The sequence below is a fragment of the Paenarthrobacter sp. NPDC089714 genome (genome assembly GCF_044748905.1).
GTDB lineage: Bacteria > Actinomycetota > Actinomycetes > Actinomycetales > Micrococcaceae > Arthrobacter.
Window position 1 is genome coordinate 141,939 of sequence record NZ_JBIVGX010000008.1, and the last position, 16,736, is coordinate 158,674.

Below are 16,736 nucleotides of genomic sequence, written 5' to 3' on the forward strand. Positions count from 1 at the left end.
TCAGAAATCGGGGTGGCTGGCGGTGGCGTGGTACTTGCCGCTGTGGAACACGAGGGGAGCGCCGCCGTCGTTGTTGTACCTCTCTACTTCGCCAACGTAGATCACATGGTCGCCGGCATCGTGGCGCGACACCGTGCGGCACTGGAATGTGGCCACGGCGCCATCCAAAAGCGGAACCCCGGCGATGCCCTCGGTTGTGTCGGCGCCCTCGAACTTGTCCGTGGCAGGTGTGGCGAACTGCCGCGAGAGGACGTGCTGGTCGCTGGCCAGGATGTTGATGGCGAAGTGCGAGGCTTCCTCGAAGTCTGTGAGGCTGGGAGCCCGCTTGCTGGGGCACCACAGGACCAGCGGCGGTTCCATGGAAACGGAGGTGAACGAGTTGGCTGTCATGCCCACTTTGCGGCCGTCAGGGGACACAGTGGTGACCACGGTGACGCCGGTGGCGAACTGGCCCAGTGCGCTGCGGAAGTCACGGACATCGAAAACGGCCGAGTCTTCCTCCTTCCGCGCCTGCATGAAGTCGGCGGCAGCCGTCGGATCGAACCACCATGGGTACGACGTCCGCGGATCGTCGAAGCCGGCCACAATGCTGGCCGCCAGGGCCGGATGCTCCGCGGCCTCCCGCAGGAGGGTCACTTGGTGGTCCCGCCGTGGTTTGAGGAGATCGTTGGTCCAGGCCACCGACCATTGGCCCCACCCCCGCCAGAACTCGTCAAACGTCCGCTCCATCCATTCGCGATCAAACGCCTGCGGGCCGCGGCGAAGGATTGAATCGAGGTAGTACTTGGCCGCCAGGGTTGCGTTGTTGGAGCCCTGCCCCGTCAGCGGGTCGTTGAGGACGACGGCGTCGCCCAGTCCGAAGACCAGGCTGCCGTTCGGCAACTCCCCGACGGCGGAACGCACCGTAGGCGTGATGCGGCCCAGAAGCGTGGCACCGTCGTCGGTCAGCCTGGCGTCCTCGAACGCGGCGGCCTCATGCGGGAAATGGTCGCGCAGGATCTGCAGGGAACGCTCAAGCTGTTCTTCAGGACTGACGACGCCGGTCCAGCAGTCCATGGGGCCGCCCACCACGCCCTCGAACACCATCATGCGGCAGGGGCCGGACACTGTGAGGCCCGGGAAGGTGAAGAACTCACCCACTCCCGGCGCCATGGACATCCGGATGGCGGCAGCACCGCCGTCGTCCGTTCCCTCAGCGGTGACGTAGTTCAGCGCGAGGACCCGCTGCGGACGATCGAAAGGCGACTTCGCCTTGTCCCGCGGGAAGATCTGGCCGATCTCACCCTTTCCGGTGCTGACGACTACCAGCTCATACTCCCGGGACAGCTCCTCGAGCATGCGGGGCGTGACCTTCTCGATCCGGAAGTCCCCTCCATTGGACACGAACCGTTCGATCCAGTGCGCGCTCTTGATGCGCTGGTCAATGGAGCGAGCCGGGCCATCCAGCGGGGCCTCCCACTCGACGGAGTCGCCGCCTTCCACCCGGAAGCGGATGGAGCCGATCTCCGGCGCTCCGGAGCCCTGCACCGCCGTGCCCATCTGCGCCTCGGCGTCGAGTGCGGTGGAGAACATGCACTGGCTGGACATGACCTTTCCCGTGCGGATCTGGGCCGCCGAACGGTCCGAATACAGCGTGACCGAATAGCCTTCCCGCTGCAGGCCCAAGGCCAGCTGGGCGCCGGATTCGCCGGCCCCGATGATTGCAATAGTGCGCATGGTGAGTCCTTGTTAGCAGGGGTGTGCTATTAAACTTTGGCCGCTTGCAGGCTTGCGAGGTAGTCCGCGGCCTTGTCCGGGTACATGAACCACTCCTGGAACTCCGGCGGGTGGTTGAAGCCGTTGGCGAAGCGGTGGGCGATTTCCGGGGCTTGGTTGGCTGCGCCCAGGAGTTCCAGGACGTGCGGCGGGGGAGGAGCCAGCAACGCATTGGTCCACTGGGCAACGTGCTGCGCATAATCCCAGTACCGCTCGAACGTGGCCTGCATGAACGCGGCATCGTAGGCGCCCGCGTGCTTGACGATGCTGTCCAGATACGACGCTGCGCACTTGCTCGCGTTGTTGGACCCCTGGCCAGTAATGGGATCGTTCAAAACCACGACGTCGGCCAGGCCCAGTACCTGCCTGCCGCTGGGGAGCGTGGCAATCGGGTGGCGGACGGTGGGGGCAAACCGGCCCTGCAGGACGCCGTTGGGGTCGGTCAACTCCACGTCCGTGGCGCGTTCCGCTTCCCACGGGAGGAAGGTCTTCAGGATGTTCTTGGAGTTCGCCAAATGCTCCTCCGGCGTGAGCCCCTTCCAGGAGTCCATGGGGCCGCCGGGTACGCCTTCGAACACCATGATTTCGCACGGTCCGGTGGTGGTGAGGGCCGGGAACACGAAGTATTCGCCCACGCCGGGGATGAGGTTGAAGGAAACGGCGGAGTACTTCTCGCGGGGCTTCAGTCCTGTGACGTAGGTGAGGGCAAGCGCGCGCTGCGGGGCATCGTAAGTACTGCGTTCTGCGTCCCGGGTGAAGAGCTGGGCGATCTCTCCCTTGCCCGCGGCGACGATGACCAGCTCGGAATTCAGTGCGTAGCGTTCCAGGTCCTCAACGCCGGCATCCTCAAACACCAGTTCACCGCCGCGATTGACGAACTCCTCCATGAACTTGGGGAACTTGACGCGCTGGTCGATGGATTTGGCGTGGTTGTCCAGCCTTGAGGCCCAGTTGATGGCCTTTTCACCCGGAAGTTCGGGGTGCGGGATGGTGAAGGAGATGCCGTCCACTGTGGGGGCGTCCGGCCAGAAATCCAGCCCGAGGGCTCTCTCGTGTTCCAGGGCATTGTGGAAGATGCACTGGCTGGAGGCCACTTTGCCGTCCCGGATCTCGTCCGGGGTGCGGTTGGAAATGGTGGTTACCTGGAACCCGGCGTCCAGCAGGCCGATGCCGAGTTGAAGACCGGACTGGCCGGCACCGACGATGGTGATATGGCGTTGCGTCATGGTTCTTGTCCTTCTGTGTAGTGGGACGTTCTTCGAAGCTATCGAGTGTGTTCAGTTGGCAGCGAGGAGCGGGATGGTTTCCTCGGCACGTTCGGGGCCCAGGGCGGAGTAACCGCCGTCAACCGCCCAATCGGCTCCGGTCACGAAGCTGGCTTGGTCGCCCGCGAGGAAGGCGACGACGTCACCCACCTCATGCGGCCTGCCAACCCGCTTGAGGGCATGGAACGGGGCCGCGACGGAGTCCGTCTTTTCGAGGTTTCCGTTGCTGAGGGAATCCATGATGTTGCTCCATACCCAGCCCGGGCTTACCGAGTTGACGCGGATATTGTCGGCTGCGAAATCCACGGCCATGCTGCGCGTGACCTGGACCAGCGCGGCTTTGCTGGCCGGGTAAAGCCAGCGGCCGGTTTGGGCGACGGAGCTGGAGATGGATGTGAAGTTGATGATCACGCCGTGGCCGGACTTCTTGAGGTGCGGCCTGGCAGCGTTGCCGGCCATCACCGCGCTGACCAGGTTGACGTTGAGGGCCTCGAGCCAGTCTGCCCGGCCGGAGCCTGCACCGTCGTCTTTGTACGTGCAGGCGAGGTTCACCAGGACGTCCAGGCTTCCGTGCGTCGCCACGGTCTCTTCGATGAGTTCCTGGATGGCGGCGTCGTCGGTGATGTCTGTGTGGGAATAGTGAATGCGGTCGCCCAACTCTTTGGTGAGCGTGCCGCCGTCGGGGTCTATGTCGGCAACCACCACGGTGGCTCCTGCGTCCCGGAGCGAGGTAACCACGCCTTGGCCCACCTTGGTTGCTCCGCCGGTGACGATCGCCGTCCTGCCTTCGAGTCCTGACATGGCCAAACCCTCTCCTTTGTGGATTGTGCTGATGCGGGACTATGACGTGGGTCATATCCGCCCTGAAAGAGACTCTAGGGAGCCGATGCGGTCCGCGAATATCCACGAAGCGCGGGGATCATCCGGAATGCGCAGTTCGTGGAATCAGTCGCCCGGATACTGTTCGTCGGTCTCTTCAACCCATCCCACCCACGGGGCCGCCGTCAGTCGCGTGTCCGGCAGGTGGAGCTGGCGTTCCCACTCCTCGAAGTGTCGTTCCCACTCCTGGCGGCGATCATGTACCAGTTTGATGTTCTTCACGGGTCTCACCTCCCTCCGGTGCTGTTGCGGAAATATGACGTACGTCATACTTGTCCTAAGAGCGACTTTAGGCAGCGGCCGGACAACGGAATATCCACTTGGCGTGGAGATCATCCGGAAAGCGAAAAGCTGCGAAAAGACCCCGTAAGTAGGTGCCACATGGTGAGGATCCTTCCCCGCGACGTCCTGCGCGGGCGCCCAACGACGGCCACCAGGGACGTTGACGAGGCGCACGAAAAGATCGCCGAACTGTTCTGCAGCCATGAACTCGCGCCGCGGACCAGCAAGACCGTAGTGGACATGAAGCTGCGTTCGCTGCATCGCGGGGACGTGGGGATCGAGTTCCTGGACTACGGGGCGGATGTGCGCATAGAGCCCGAGGGCCTCCAGGATTTCCATCTGGTGCAGATCCCGTTGGCAGGTCATGCATCCATGCAGGTTGGGGACATCAACGTGGACTCGAGTCCGCGTGTAGCCTCGGTTCCGCCCATCGACCGGCCCTTCTCCATGGCCTGGGACAGCGGCAGCCCGCATCTCATTGTCTATGTGCGCAGGACTGCTCTGGAGCGGGTAGCGATCTCACTCAATGGCGGCTCCGAGCCCAAAGGCGGGCTCGGCTACGGCATGGACCTCACCACCGCAGCCGGCAGGGCCTTCCTGCGGTCCGTCGTCGAACTTCACGATGACCTGGTCAGTAAGCCGCAGGCCGCGGCGCCCGTGTTTGTGCAGGGTTTGCTGGCGGACAGCATGATGTCGCGGTTGCTGATGGCAATGGAGCCGCCCGCTGACCCGGTGGCAAGGGATGGTGAGTCTGAAAGCCGACTCGTCAGGGAGTGCCGCGAGCTCCTGGAAAGGCACGCTTTCGAGGAGCTGACGGTGCCGGACATCGCCGAGTGCCTGGGTGTCTCCGTTCGTACGCTGCAGACTGCCCTGCGCGCGGAAACGGGGGCTTCGCCGTCGGAACTGCTGCGCTCAATCCGGTTGGACCGTGCCCGCGACATGCTCCTGGAATCCGATCCGCGGGAGCAGACGGTCACGGCAATTGCTGAGCTGTGCGGCTTCACGCATCAGGGCCGGTTCTCGGCGCTGTACCTGCAGACATTCGGCGAGCTGCCGTCGGAAAGCCTGCGCCGCTGACCCAACTAAGTCGCAGTTAAGCGCGTTATGAGCCTTCAAAACGCGCACAACTGCGACTTAGTTGGGAGGGGGCTACGCCTCCAGCACGTACGTCTTCAGGTCATCCAGGGTCTGCTGCATGTGGGCGTCCATGGCAAGGCGGGCGTCATGCGGGTTCCGGGAGCCAAGGGCCGCCGCGATTTTCCGGTGGTGGCCGATCGCATGTTCCTGGATCTCCGGAACAGCGGACGTTTCAGTTCGGCGGGCTTCGAGGACGCGGTGCAGGGGTTCGAACAACACGGCGACAAAGACATTCCCGGAGGCGTGCAGGATGGTGTCGTGGAACGCAAGGTCGGCCTCCACGAAGCCGGCGACGTCGTTGACTTCGTGCGCGGCCTGCATCTTCTCCACGTGTTCTTCGAGGATGGCCAGGTCTTGGTCGGAGATGCGCTCGGCGGCAAGTTCGCACGCGCCGGTTTCGAGCATGCGGCGGAGCTCGATGAGCTGGACTGCTGCTTCCGCGTCCTTGGTCCCTTCGGACGCTGCGCGGAGCACGGCCTCCAGGGAGGCCCACTGGTTGAGTGGGTTCACGAACGTTCCGCGGCCCCGTTCGACGCTGAGGATCCGCTGCGCTTCCAAGGTCTTCATGGCCTCGCGCACAGTCATACGGCTCACCTCATGCTTGGCGCTGAGCTCAAGCTCGCCCGGGACCAATGTCCCCGGCGGAAATTCGCCCGCAACGATCCGGTCCAGCAGCTCATCGGCTACGACGCCGACCAGCGACTTGCGCGCCATGTAGTCCCCATTTCTGTACTCCAGACCGTCCGCCCGAAGGATCTTCCTTCCCGGCGGAATGGTTGTCAGACATATTACGCTGGCGGTGGCCAGCTTGTTCTCCAAAATTCATTCAAAGTCGTTGCGCACACACCCGGCTGCTCCCAGTGAACGTTGTGGCCCGCCCCCGGAACCGGCTTCAGTCGCCGTTTGGGCCCCGCTGCGACGAAGGCCTCCATCTGCGCCATGGACCGCACGCGGTCACCGGTTCCGGCAATGACCAGCAGTGGCGCCCGCACCCGCCCGGGTACTGAAGGTTCGACGCCGGTCATGGCCGCCTTCGCGCTCGCGGCCAGCACCGGGAAGGGAATGTCGAATCCTCTGCCGAGCAGCTCCCTGTCCTCCGCGGCGAGGTCCCCATACCAGGCGTCCATGAGCTTGGCCCGGGTTCTTTCGTCAAAAAAGCCCTGTTCCAGTTGGGACTCGAGAAGCTGCCGGAAACCCTCGCTTTGGGGCGCCGGAACCATGCCCACCAATGTCACCGTGGCAACGAGTTCCGGCCTGGCCGCCGCCAGCGTCAAAGAGACACTCCCGCCCATCGAGTGGCCCACCAAGTGCACGCGCCCGGCTTCCCCAGCCTCGATCGCAGCCGCGACGGAGGCAGCGGCCAAGTCCAACGTCCACGCAACTCCGCCTGGAAGCTCCGCGCCCGAGTAATACCCGGGGAGGTCCACGATCCAAACGGGCTGCCCGGCGTCGAGCAGTAACGACGCCAGCGGTTCCCAGTAGACCGAACCGGAGGCCCAGCCGTGGATCAGCACCACAGGCGTGTGGTCCGGGGCGGGATTCTCCGGCGTCCGCACGTCCACAAACGAGGATGCAGCCATGGTTCCAGCGTAGTGACGCGTGGCACCTTGCGCAGTCAGTAGCCGTGTGTCACACTAGCATTCAAATGTTAGATGTCTGACATCTTACATTCACAAAATTGCCACACAGATTTCCCACGATGGAGTGTCCCGTGATCCTTGAAGCCGATGTTCTGGCAGCTTTCCCGGCGGAAGTCCAGATCCCCGCGCAGCTCGTGGCCGACGCCGTTGCAGCGTCCTCTGCCGAAACACCAAAAATCCTGGTTGTCCTGGATGACGACCCCACCGGCACGCAGTCCGTCGCCGATCTCGCGGTCCTGACCCGTTGGGACGTTGAGGACTTCGCGTGGGCCTTCACCCACATCCGCGAACAGCAGACCAGGCCTGCCGTGTATGTGCTGACCAACACCCGAAGCCTTGACCCGGCAGAGGCAGCCGCCCGTAACGAGGAGATCGTCCGCAACGCCCTCGCTGCTGCCGCCGGGACCGTGAAGCTCGGCTTCGTGAGCCGCAGCGACTCCACCCTCCGCGGCCACTACCCGTTGGAGCCGGACGTCATCGCCGCCACCGTGACCGCCGAGACCGGTGAAAGCACCGACGGTGTGGTGATTGTGCCTGCATTCCCCGACGCCGGTCGCGTCACCATCGGCGGTGTGCACTACATGCGGGCCTCCGGAGAAGACGCCGGTGCCCTCACCCCGGTGGCCGAGACCGAATTCGCCAAGGACGCGTCCTTCGGCTTCAGCAACTCCGAGATGGCCAAGTATGTGGAGGAGAAGTCGCAAGGTCGATTCTCCGCAAGGAACGTCATCGTCCTGGACCTGAACATCATCCGTGCGGGTGCCTCGGCGCAGGATCCGTCCATTTCGGCCAAGGCCATCGCCGACGCCATCGAGTCCGCCACCGATTCCACCCCGATCGTGGCCGACATCGTCACCGAGAACGACTTCCGCGCCCTCGCCCTGGGCCTGGAAGAAGCAGAACGCCGCGGCAAGAAGCTCCTCTACCGTGTGGGCCCGCCGTTCGTCCGCGGCCGCATCGGCCAGGACATCCGCGAAGCCCTCACCGGCGAAGAGGCCTACGCGGGCAACACCCCCTCTACGGCCGGCGGGCTCATTGTTGTGGGCTCCCACGTGGGCCTGACCACCCGACAGCTGAACGTCCTTACCAAGGAGCACAGCAGCGCCCGGATCATCGAGATCGACGTCGAGAAGCTCCTCGCCGCCGAAACCGAAGCGGCCGCCGATGCCTTCATCGGCACCGTCGTGTCCGACGTCGTCAACGCCCTCCGCGAAGGCGACGTCATCGTCCACACCAGCCGCCTGCTCATCAAGACCGACGACGCCGCAGCGAGCCTTAAGATCGCCCGCACGGTCTCGGCCGCCGTCGTGGCCGTGGTGAACCGGACCCTGAAGACGTTCCCGCCGCGGTTCGTCATCGCCAAGGGCGGCATCACGTCCTCGGACGTTGCCGCGCACGGCCTGGAAATCCGCCACGGAATTGTCCGCGGCCCCATGCTCCCGGGCATCGTTTCCCTCTGGGAGCCTGTGGACGGTCCGGCGAAGGGCATCCCTTACATCGTTTTCGCGGGCAACGTGGGCGACGACCAGTCCCTCGCCCAGGTCACCCGCAAACTCAGCACCTCGTTCTAACAGCAAGAAATTCAACGGAGAACCTCATGACCAGCAGCAACTACACCATCACCGTCCTGGGCCTCGGCGCCATGGGCCTGCCCATGGCTACCCGCCTCGCGTCCGAGCTGACCGTGCACGGCTTCGATATCGCGCAACCCCGGTTGGACCTCGCAGCGGAAGCCGGCATCAAGACCTTCGCTTCCGCCCGCGAAGCCTCGCAGGACGCTGACGCGCTGCTCCTTGCTGTCCGTAATGGCGAGCAGCTCAACGATGTCCTCTTCGGTGAGAACGGCGTGGCTTCGGTCCTGAAGCCGGGCGCGGTCGTGATCCTGGGCAGCACTGTTGGCACGGAAGCCATCCCGGCCACGGTCGCCAAGCTGGCCGAATACGGTGTGGCACTCGTGGACGCCCCGCTGTCCGGCGGCCCGAAGCGTGCCGGTGAAGGCGACCTCCTGATCGTGGTCGGCGCAGAGCCCGAAGCACTCGAAAAGGCCCGCCCCGCGCTGGAGCTCCTGGCCTCCACCCTGAGCATCGTTGGCGACAAGCCCGGCGACGGCCAGGCCCTCAAGACCGTCAACCAACTCCTGTGCGGCGTGCACATCGCCGCCGCCGCCGAAGCCATGGCCCTCGCCGACGCCCTCGGCCTGGACCAGGCCAAGACCCTGGCCGCCCTCGAAGCAGGCGCCGCAGGCTCGTTCATGCTCTCCAACCGCGGCCCCCGCATCCTGGAGGCCTACACCGAAGACGGTGCCGAGGTCCTTAGCCGCCTGGACATCTTCGTGAAGGACATGGGCATCGTGGGCAAGGCAACCCGCGCCGCCGGCCTCGCCGCACCTGTGGCCGCAGCTGCGGAACAGCTCTACCTCCTCGGCCAGGCCCAGGGCCTCGCCGCCGCCGACGACTCCGCCGTCATCAAGGTCGTCGCGCCCGCCAAGCGCACGGCCTAAGCACTCCCGCTTTCCAGCACCCCAGCGTTAAGCACCCCCAGTAAAACCCGCGACGACGGCGGTCCCCCCTTCGCCGTCGTCGCCACCTTTGCCGGTCTTCTCTAGACTGGTATGTCAAAGGAGACACTCCCCAAATGAATCCCCTCATCAACTCGTTGATGGTCCGTGCGGCCGACGCGCCCGCCATCAAGCCCGCAGTGGAGCTGGGTACTCCGCTGCTGCTGACCATCGCCGCCGCAGGCATCGCCTTGCTGCTGGTGCTGATCATCCGCTTCAAGATCCAGGCTTTCGTGGCCCTCCTTGCCGTGAGCATCCTGGTTGGCGTTGCCGCTCAGATCCCGCTCAAGGACATCTTCACCGTGGTGACCAACGGCGTGGGCAGCACCATGGGCAAGGTCGCCCTGCTCATTGCCCTCGGCGCTATCCTCGGCCGCATGATCGAGGTTTCGGGCGGCGTCCAGTCGCTGGCTACGCACTTCACCGAGAAGCTCGGGGCCAAGCGCGTCGCCATTGCCCTCACCGCCGTCGGCTTCCTCGTCGCGATTCCCGTCTTCTTCGAAGTCGGCGTCATCGTCCTGGTCCCGATCGTGTATGCGTTCGCGAAGATCGCCAACGTCCACCCCATCAAGTTCGGCCTGCCCATGGCCGGCATCATGCTGTCCATCCATGTGGCCGTTCCGCCGCACCCGGGCATCGTTGCAGGCGCCGGCGTTTTCGGTGCCGACATTGGACTCATCACCCTGATCTCGCTCATCATCTGCGTCCCGCTGGGCTTCCTGTCCTACGGGGTTGCCAGCATCATGAACCGCAAGGACTACGAGCTCCTTCCCGGCGTCAAGCAGCAGGTTGACGAGTTCGGTTCCGACTCCCTGGTCCACGTAGGCCACGACGGCCCCGGCGCCCGTGCCATCGCTCCGCCGCGTCCCGGCCTGATCATGTTCCTGATCGCCGCTCCAATCGTCCAGATCCTCCTCGGCACCGTCGGTACGCTGACCATCGCCAAGGACAACTACTGGTACGGCGTCGCCTCGTTCATCGGCAACCCGTTCTTCGCACTGCTCGTAGCCGTGGCTCTTTCCTTCTTCCTGCTGGCTGTCCGCCGCCATTGGTCCCTCAAGGAAACCGGCGAAATCTTTGAAGGCGCGCTGCCTCCCATCGCCTCCATCCTCATGGTGGTCGCAGCCGGTGGCGTGTTCGGTGAAGTCCTCCGCACCTCCGGCATCGGCGCTGCGCTGTCCCACACCCTGGACAGCCTCGGACTCCCGGTGATCGTGCTCGGCTTCATCATCTCCCTCGCCCTCCGCGCCGCCCAGGGTTCGGCCACCGTAGCCATCGTGACGACGACGGGCCTGCTCACCTCAGCCGTCATGGAGGGTGGCTACTCGCCCGCCCAGATCGCCGTGATCGTGATCGCCATTGGCTTCGGTGCCCTTGGCCTGTCCCACGTGACCGACGCCGGCTTCTGGACCGTGATCCGCTATTACGGCCTCACAGTCTCCGACGGCCTCAAGACCTGGACCGTCCTGACCACCATCCTTGGCCTGGCCGGCTTCGTCCTGACCTACGTTGCATGGATCCTGGTGGGAGGCCTGGCCCACTGATGCGTGCCTCCCTGGACAAGCTGGTCGGCTCTGCCCTTTCCTCCGGCTCGGCTGTTCCTGCCTTCACCTGCTACGACTTCACCACTGCGCTGGCCGTCGTCTCTGCGGCGGAGGAGGCCCGGCTTGGCGTCATCCTGCTGGTGGCTCCGAAGACCGCGTCCACCCAGAACGGTCTGCGGCTCATCGCGGCCCTGCGCGGCTTGGCGGATTCAGCCAGCGTCCCCGTCTCGGTCCAGTTGGACCATGCCTCGGACCTTGCCGTGATCCGGGATTCCGTGGCCGCCGGTGCTGACGCCGTACTTGCCGACGGTTCGTCGCTGGCCTACGAGGACAACATCGCCTTGGTTCGCGAAGTCCGTGCCATGCTGGACACTTCCGGTCGCACCGACGTCGTGCTTGAAGCGGAACTCGGCGGCCTCGCGGGCGACGAGGACAAAGCGTTCGGCGCCTCGGTGGAAACGCACGACGCCGGCACGTCAGTCGCGGGGTTGACTGACCCTTCGCAGGTGGCGGACTTCGTTGCACGTACCGGCGCGCAACTGCTCGCCGTCGCGGTGGGGAACGTGCATGGGAAGTACAAGGGCGAGCCCAACATCCGCTGGGATGTGTTGCAGGACGTAGCGTCCCGGACGGACGTCCCGCTGGTGCTTCACGGTGCTTCCGGGATCCCCGCCGATGAGCTGGCCAAGGCTCCTTCCCTGCGTGTGGGCAAGGTGAACTTCAACACGGAACTCCGCACGGGCATCCTCGCCACGCTGGAGTCCGAAACCACGGCCCACCGCGCGGACGGCGAGAACCTGCAGGGCTTGCTGACTCGATGGAACTCTTCGGCAGCGGGATTCGCGGAAGCCACGCTGGAGCTACTCAGCGCCTAAGTCCGGTTGGCACAAATCAGGGAGGCTAGGATCATCACATGACTCTGGCCTCCCTGATTTTTGCCCTGATTGCGGCCCTGCTGCACGTGTACATCTTCACCATGGAGTCCATCACCTGGACCAAGCCCGCCACCTGGAAGCGGTTCAGCCTCACCTCGCAAGCCGACGCCGAAACCACCAGGTCACTGGCCTACAACCAGGGTTTCTACAACCTGTTCCTGGCCATCGGTGCGTTGGTGGGTATCGTCGCAGTGTGGGCCGGTGCGCCGCAGGTGGGCTGGACCCTCGTTTTCAGCTCGTGCGGATCCATGCTGCTCGCGGCCCTGGTCCTCGCGGCCAGCGGGCGGAAGTACCTCCGCGCCGCCACCACGCAGGGCATCACGCCGCTGATCGCCGTCGTACTGGGAGTCCTGGCCCTCCTCTAAAGCGTTGTTTCTTAGTGCTCCGGGGGACCGGCCTGCGCTGCAGCTTCGTCCATCCACAGGACTTCCCAGTGGTGGCCGTCGAGGTCGCGGAACGCGCGGCTGTACATGAAGCCGAGGTCCTGGGCGTCGTAGGTTTCCGAGCCGCCCGCTTCGAGTGCCTTGTTGGCCAGTTCGTCCACGGCTTCGCGGCTGTCCGCCGAAAGGGCGACGATGGCCGCCGTCGAATTCTTCGTATCGGCGATGGGCTGTTTGGTGAACTCGCTGAACTTCGCGTGCGTGAGCAACATGGCGTAGATCGTGTCGCTGAAGACCACGCAGGCCGCGGTCTCGTCGGTGAAGTTCGGGTTGATGGTGTACCCAAGGGCGGTGTAGAACGCCTTGGACGCATCGAGGTCGCTGACAGGCAGGTTCACGAAAATGGAGGTAGTCATGGCACTGATCCTGCCGGTGATTCGCCAAACCGTCCAGAGCGACCCACCGAGGTTCTTCCAGTAGGCGGAGGCCGGTCGTCGCCACCAGGCCCACTGGCATCAGGCTATCGTTTTATTCGCCGCTTTCAGCCGCGCACTTCCTGTGAATCAGTGTGCCGTCCACAGTGGCAGCGGTACCACGCTGGTGCTTCGGCCGGACGCGTCCAGCAGGTGCCCGAGCCGCTTGTAGGTCCGCACTACTGCCTGACGCGAGATGACCAGGCTTCCGGGTGCGCGTTGAGCCAACTCGCGTTCGTAGGCCTGGGCTTCCAGGTAGTCCCGCACCCAGAGGGTGACCAGCAGGTTCTGCGAGCCCAGGACCTGTGCGCTGAGTCGGCAGTTGCCCAGCCCGGCGAAGTAGCGGCCGACGTCGTCGACGTACTGCGCTGGAACGTTGAGCACCAGGGTGACCTCGCGCAGTCCCTGCTGCGCTGCCGTTGATGCGTCACAGCGCAGCGTGATGTAGCCGGTTGCCAGGAAACGCTCCACCCGGCGCCGCGCCGTTTGAGGCGAAACGCCGCAGGCCGCGCCCAGTTCCGCCCAGCTCGCCCGTCCGTCCTTGGCCAGTTCCACGAGCAACGCGGCGTCCAGGTGGTCCGGCGAATACCCTGGCTGCTCGGCCGGCGGCACTGCGGAGACCAGCCTGGCTCGTGCCGGTTCCAAGGTTCCGCTTCGCCACTCCGAGGCCTGCCTGTACAGCTTGGTGACGAAAACAACTTCGCGATGCGTCAGCCCGGGCAGTTCGGGGAAGGACCCCGTGACGATGTCCATGAGTTCCTCGTGGCTTGAGGCGAAGCAGTCCACAAAGAGGTCGTGCGAACCCGTGACCAGGGAGACAGTGCCGAACGCCGGCTCAGCGCAGACCCGTTCGATGAGGGCCTGGCTGTCGCCGGGTGCAGAGGAAAGGTGAATGAACGCGGACCAGCCTGCGTTCAGATAACGGGGACCGGGCGCAGGGGTGATCCATGCCTGGCCCTGTTCCGCGAGGGCACTCCATCGGCGTGCCACGGTTGGCGCGGAGAGTCCCAAAGCGTCCGCGATCCTGCTCCATTCGGCCCTGGGGTTGATCTGGAGGGCATTCACGATTTCGAGATCCAGCTCGCCGATCATGGCTGATTCGTGCATTGATACTCCAGAAAACAAGCAATCCAAACAATTTCATGGCAAGTGTAGTCGCTGAACCTAGTGTTGTGACTCGCATCACCACCTCACGACACTAGGACCTACATGGCAAGCAACACAGCTCCTCCGGCTACAGAGACCACAGCGCGCAGGACCATCGCCGGGATGATCCTGGCCATGGCGCTGATCGAATCTCTCAGCGGCGTCACCCAGGGATACCTGAATCCGATCCTTCCCGCGCTGGGACCGGTATTCGAGATCGACGATCCCACCATCAACGGCATCTTCCTGATCTCCAACGTGAGTTTCGCAGTCCTCACGCCGATCATTTCCCGGCTCGGCGACAGCTACGGATACAGGCTGGTATTGCGTTGGTCTACCGCGATCGTGACGGCCGGGGTGCTGATGATGGCGCTGTGGCCGTCGCTCTGGACCGTGACCCTTGGCGTTGTGATGCTGACCTGCGTGGTGGGTTTCATCCCGCTCATGATGGGCATTCTCCGGGTCAGCAGTCCAAGCCACACCCGCACGGGGGTCAGCGTCATGATCGGCATGCTGATGATCATGGTGGGAGCGGGTGGGCTGCTCGCGGGAATCGTCGGAGTCGCCGATCCGACCCTTGGGTTCTGGGTCGCCGTCCCGTTCGCGTTGCTCGCACTGGTCAGTTCGTTCGTCCTGCCCGACGCCGGGGTCCCGACTCGTGAGGGAATCGCCCTTGCGCCGTTGCTGGCTTGCTCGCTGGGCCTTATCGGCTTTGTTGTGGCGCTCTCGATGGCACCGGAATGGGGCTGGCTGGATATCCGCACTGTTGGCGCCGGCCTCGCGGGCCTGCTGCTTCTGGGTTACTGGGCCCGGCGCGACTTCAGGGCCGGATCGGGCCGGCGGTTCATGGACCTGAGGATGCTGGCCAACCCGCGCATCCGGACCATTTCGCTCGCCACCTTCTTCTTCGGATTCGCTTCCATCAGCTATTTCGGCACCAACGGAATCTTCCTGCATTCATCTCCCGAAAAGTCCGGCTACGGCTTTGCACTGAGCCCGCTCATGATCGCCATTGTCCTGGCGCTGGCCTCGGTGCTGTCCCTCGTGTCCTCACTGTTGACGGCCAAGGCCATGCGAAAGTTCGGGGAGCGCGCCACCCTCGTGGCGGCCGGCCTCCTGTTGGCCGGTGGTTTCCTGGTCATGGCCTTCGCGCACACTTCCTTCGCCGGATACTGCGTGGGCTTCGCACTATTCAACGTGAGCCTGGGAATGTACCAGGCGGGCACGCGGGCCCTTTCCGTGGAAGGCGTTCCACTGGAGGAAACCTCGACGGCGGCCGGGCTCAACGAGCTGGGGTTGTCCGTGGGAATCGCCGTGGGGGCGGCGGTAGTGAAGCTGATCTCGTCGGCCTTCGTGGAGTCCGGGCATATCTCCCAAACAGGGCTGTTCTGCATCTGGGGAGCGCTTGCTGCCGCTGCCCTGATCGCAGCAGTGGCCAGTGCGCGGTACCCCAGGCGTGCCGTCGAGGAGGTGACCGCGTGAGTACCGTCGTTGGCAGCAACGAGCCGGGTACCGCCGTCGTGCAAGCAACCCAATGTGACGTGCGAGCGGAACTGGGCGAAGCGGTGGAACGCTGGAAGGCGGACCTCCTTGACCTCAGCCACGCCATCCACGCCGATCCGGAACTGGGCGGGCAGGAGGTCCGTGCGGCGAAGCGCGTGCGGAAGGTGCTGCGGAAGGCCGGATTCACCTTCGACGCCGTTCAGCCGGGACAGCCGACGGCCTTCAGCGCCCGCTACGGAACCGGGGACGTGGTGGTGGCACTATGCGTCGAGTACGACGCCCTTCCCGCGATCGGGCACGCCTGCGGACACAACGTGAACGCCGCCAGTGCCGTGGGCGCAGCATTGGCCTTGGCGGCCGTCGCGGACCGGGCAGGCATGACGGTCAAAGTCCTGGGAACTCCCGCCGAAGAAACCACCGGCGGAAAGGTGGACCTCCTTGAGGAAGGCTTCTTCGATGACGTATCGCTGGCCATGATGGCGCACGCTGCGGCCAGCGACGTCGTGGGCGGGACCTCGCTGGCGATGGGCATGTGGGACGTGCTGTTCGAAGGTTTGCCCGCCCACGCCGCCGCCTCCCCGTGGGATGGCGTCAACGCCCTCGATGCATTGATGATCGCCCAAACGGCTGTCGCGTACGCCAGGCAGCAACTGCCCCCGGGTTCAATCGTGTCGCTGATTGTTACCGAAGGGGGGAGCGCAGTGAATGTGATCCCGGACCGTGCCCGCGCCAGCATCGAAATGCGGGCACCCAGCATCGATCAACTCAGGATCATCCAGGACAAGACCAGGCGATGCCTGGAAGCCGGTGCTTTGGCAAGCGGCTGCACGCTCCAGGTTACCCAGCACGGCAATGACTACGCGGAGCTCAACCAGGACGCGTTCCTTTCCGCCGCCTACCGCTCAGCCATGGAAGACAGGGGAAGGAGGGTCTCCGTCGACACAGCCCCCGTGGCCTCCACGGACATGGGCAACGTTTCCCGGGCCGTGCCGAGCATCCACCCCATGGTCGGCTACGAGGTGCGCGGCGCCGCCCACCACACTGCCGGATTCGCGGCCTTCGGGGCCTCCGCCAGCGCAGACCTGGCTGTCCTCGACGCGTCCTTCGGGCTGGCTGCCGCGGCCTGCGCGGCCGCTGTGGATCCGGTGGAAAGGGAACGACTGGTCCGGCGCACGGCGGGTTGATCGCTGGCCCCCTGTGCGTGCCGGGCGGAGAATGGAGGCAGCACGAGGTTGGGAGG

Annotated in this window: 16 protein-coding genes; 8 read left to right on the top strand and 8 right to left on the bottom strand. The window is 64.8% G+C overall.

The window, feature by feature from the left end; translation table 11 throughout:
- The 4 genes from ACIPY3_RS15090 to ACIPY3_RS15105 all read right to left on the bottom strand — a co-directional run bounded on the left by ACIPY3_RS15090 (position 1) and on the right by ACIPY3_RS15105 (position 4,121).
- The gene (locus tag ACIPY3_RS15090; RefSeq protein WP_400335297.1) at positions 1-1,716 is read right to left on the bottom strand and encodes a flavin reductase; all 1,716 of its coding nucleotides are present in this window, start codon (positions 1,714-1,716) and stop codon (positions 1-3) included.
- 29 nt (positions 1,717-1,745) lie between these two features.
- Positions 1,746-2,981 (bottom strand): styrene monooxygenase/indole monooxygenase family protein, encoded by a 1,236-nt coding sequence (locus tag ACIPY3_RS15095; RefSeq protein ID WP_400335300.1) that lies wholly within the window; start codon positions 2,979-2,981, stop codon positions 1,746-1,748.
- Between the two features lie 51 nt (positions 2,982-3,032).
- Positions 3,033-3,821, bottom strand: coding sequence for an SDR family oxidoreductase (locus tag ACIPY3_RS15100; protein ID WP_400335302.1), 789 nt, complete (start codon positions 3,819-3,821; stop codon positions 3,033-3,035).
- A 144-nt stretch (positions 3,822-3,965) separates the two neighbouring features.
- Positions 3,966-4,121, bottom strand: coding sequence for a hypothetical protein (locus ACIPY3_RS15105; RefSeq protein WP_400335305.1), 156 nt, complete (start codon positions 4,119-4,121; stop codon positions 3,966-3,968).
- A 159-nt stretch (positions 4,122-4,280) separates the two neighbouring features.
- On the opposite strand from ACIPY3_RS15105, the gene ACIPY3_RS15110 reads away from it, so the two are divergent.
- A complete protein-coding gene (locus ACIPY3_RS15110) occupies positions 4,281-5,258 on the top strand; it encodes an AraC family transcriptional regulator (protein ID WP_400335307.1) in 978 nt (325 codons plus the stop codon).
- Positions 5,259-5,330: 72 nt separating this feature from the next.
- Here ACIPY3_RS15110 and ACIPY3_RS15115 read toward each other — a convergent pair whose 3' ends face one another.
- On the bottom strand, positions 5,331-6,032 hold the full coding sequence (locus ACIPY3_RS15115) for a FadR/GntR family transcriptional regulator (protein ID WP_400335310.1): 702 nt from the start codon (positions 6,030-6,032) through the stop codon (positions 5,331-5,333).
- A gap of 74 nt (positions 6,033-6,106) precedes the next feature.
- Complete coding sequence (locus ACIPY3_RS15120) at positions 6,107-6,898, bottom strand: alpha/beta fold hydrolase (protein WP_400335312.1); 792 nt, start codon at positions 6,896-6,898, stop codon at positions 6,107-6,109.
- Between the two features lie 131 nt (positions 6,899-7,029).
- Between ACIPY3_RS15120 and ACIPY3_RS15125 the strand changes: the two genes are divergently transcribed.
- The 5 genes from ACIPY3_RS15125 to ACIPY3_RS15145 all read left to right on the top strand — a co-directional run bounded on the left by ACIPY3_RS15125 (position 7,030) and on the right by ACIPY3_RS15145 (position 12,359).
- A complete protein-coding gene (locus ACIPY3_RS15125) occupies positions 7,030-8,529 on the top strand; it encodes a four-carbon acid sugar kinase family protein (RefSeq protein ID WP_400335315.1) in 1,500 nt (499 codons plus the stop codon).
- 26 nt (positions 8,530-8,555) lie between these two features.
- Entirely contained in the window at positions 8,556-9,458 is a 903-nt protein-coding gene (locus ACIPY3_RS15130; protein ID WP_400335318.1) for an NAD(P)-dependent oxidoreductase, read from the top strand.
- 134 nt (positions 9,459-9,592) lie between these two features.
- Complete coding sequence (locus ACIPY3_RS15135) at positions 9,593-11,059, top strand: GntP family transporter (RefSeq protein ID WP_400335320.1); 1,467 nt, start codon at positions 9,593-9,595, stop codon at positions 11,057-11,059.
- Complete coding sequence (locus tag ACIPY3_RS15140) at positions 11,059-11,934, top strand: class II fructose-bisphosphate aldolase (protein WP_400335322.1); 876 nt, start codon at positions 11,059-11,061, stop codon at positions 11,932-11,934. Before ACIPY3_RS15135 ends, ACIPY3_RS15140 begins: the two co-directional genes overlap by 1 nt.
- A 38-nt stretch (positions 11,935-11,972) precedes the next feature.
- Positions 11,973-12,359, top strand: coding sequence for a DUF1304 domain-containing protein (locus tag ACIPY3_RS15145; protein ID WP_400335324.1), 387 nt, complete (start codon positions 11,973-11,975; stop codon positions 12,357-12,359).
- Between the two features lie 11 nt (positions 12,360-12,370).
- Here ACIPY3_RS15145 and ACIPY3_RS15150 read toward each other — a convergent pair whose 3' ends face one another.
- Positions 12,371-12,790: a VOC family protein gene (locus ACIPY3_RS15150; RefSeq protein WP_400335326.1), complete on the bottom strand. Its 420-nt coding sequence runs from the start codon at positions 12,788-12,790 to the stop codon at positions 12,371-12,373.
- 147 nt (positions 12,791-12,937) lie between these two features.
- Positions 12,938-13,954, bottom strand: a complete 1,017-nt coding sequence (locus tag ACIPY3_RS15155; RefSeq protein ID WP_400335328.1) for an Lrp/AsnC family transcriptional regulator — start codon at positions 13,952-13,954, stop codon at positions 12,938-12,940.
- Positions 13,955-14,056: 102 nt separating this feature from the next.
- Here ACIPY3_RS15155 and ACIPY3_RS15160 point away from each other — a divergent pair, with 102 nt between their 5' ends.
- Together ACIPY3_RS15160 and ACIPY3_RS15165 are read left to right on the top strand one after the other, a co-directional pair.
- Positions 14,057-15,475, top strand: coding sequence for an MFS transporter (locus tag ACIPY3_RS15160; protein ID WP_400335330.1), 1,419 nt, complete (start codon positions 14,057-14,059; stop codon positions 15,473-15,475).
- A complete protein-coding gene (locus ACIPY3_RS15165) occupies positions 15,472-16,680 on the top strand; it encodes a M20 family metallopeptidase (protein ID WP_400335332.1) in 1,209 nt (402 codons plus the stop codon). Before ACIPY3_RS15160 ends, ACIPY3_RS15165 begins: the two co-directional genes overlap by 4 nt.
- Positions 16,681-16,736 lie beyond the last annotated feature (56 nt).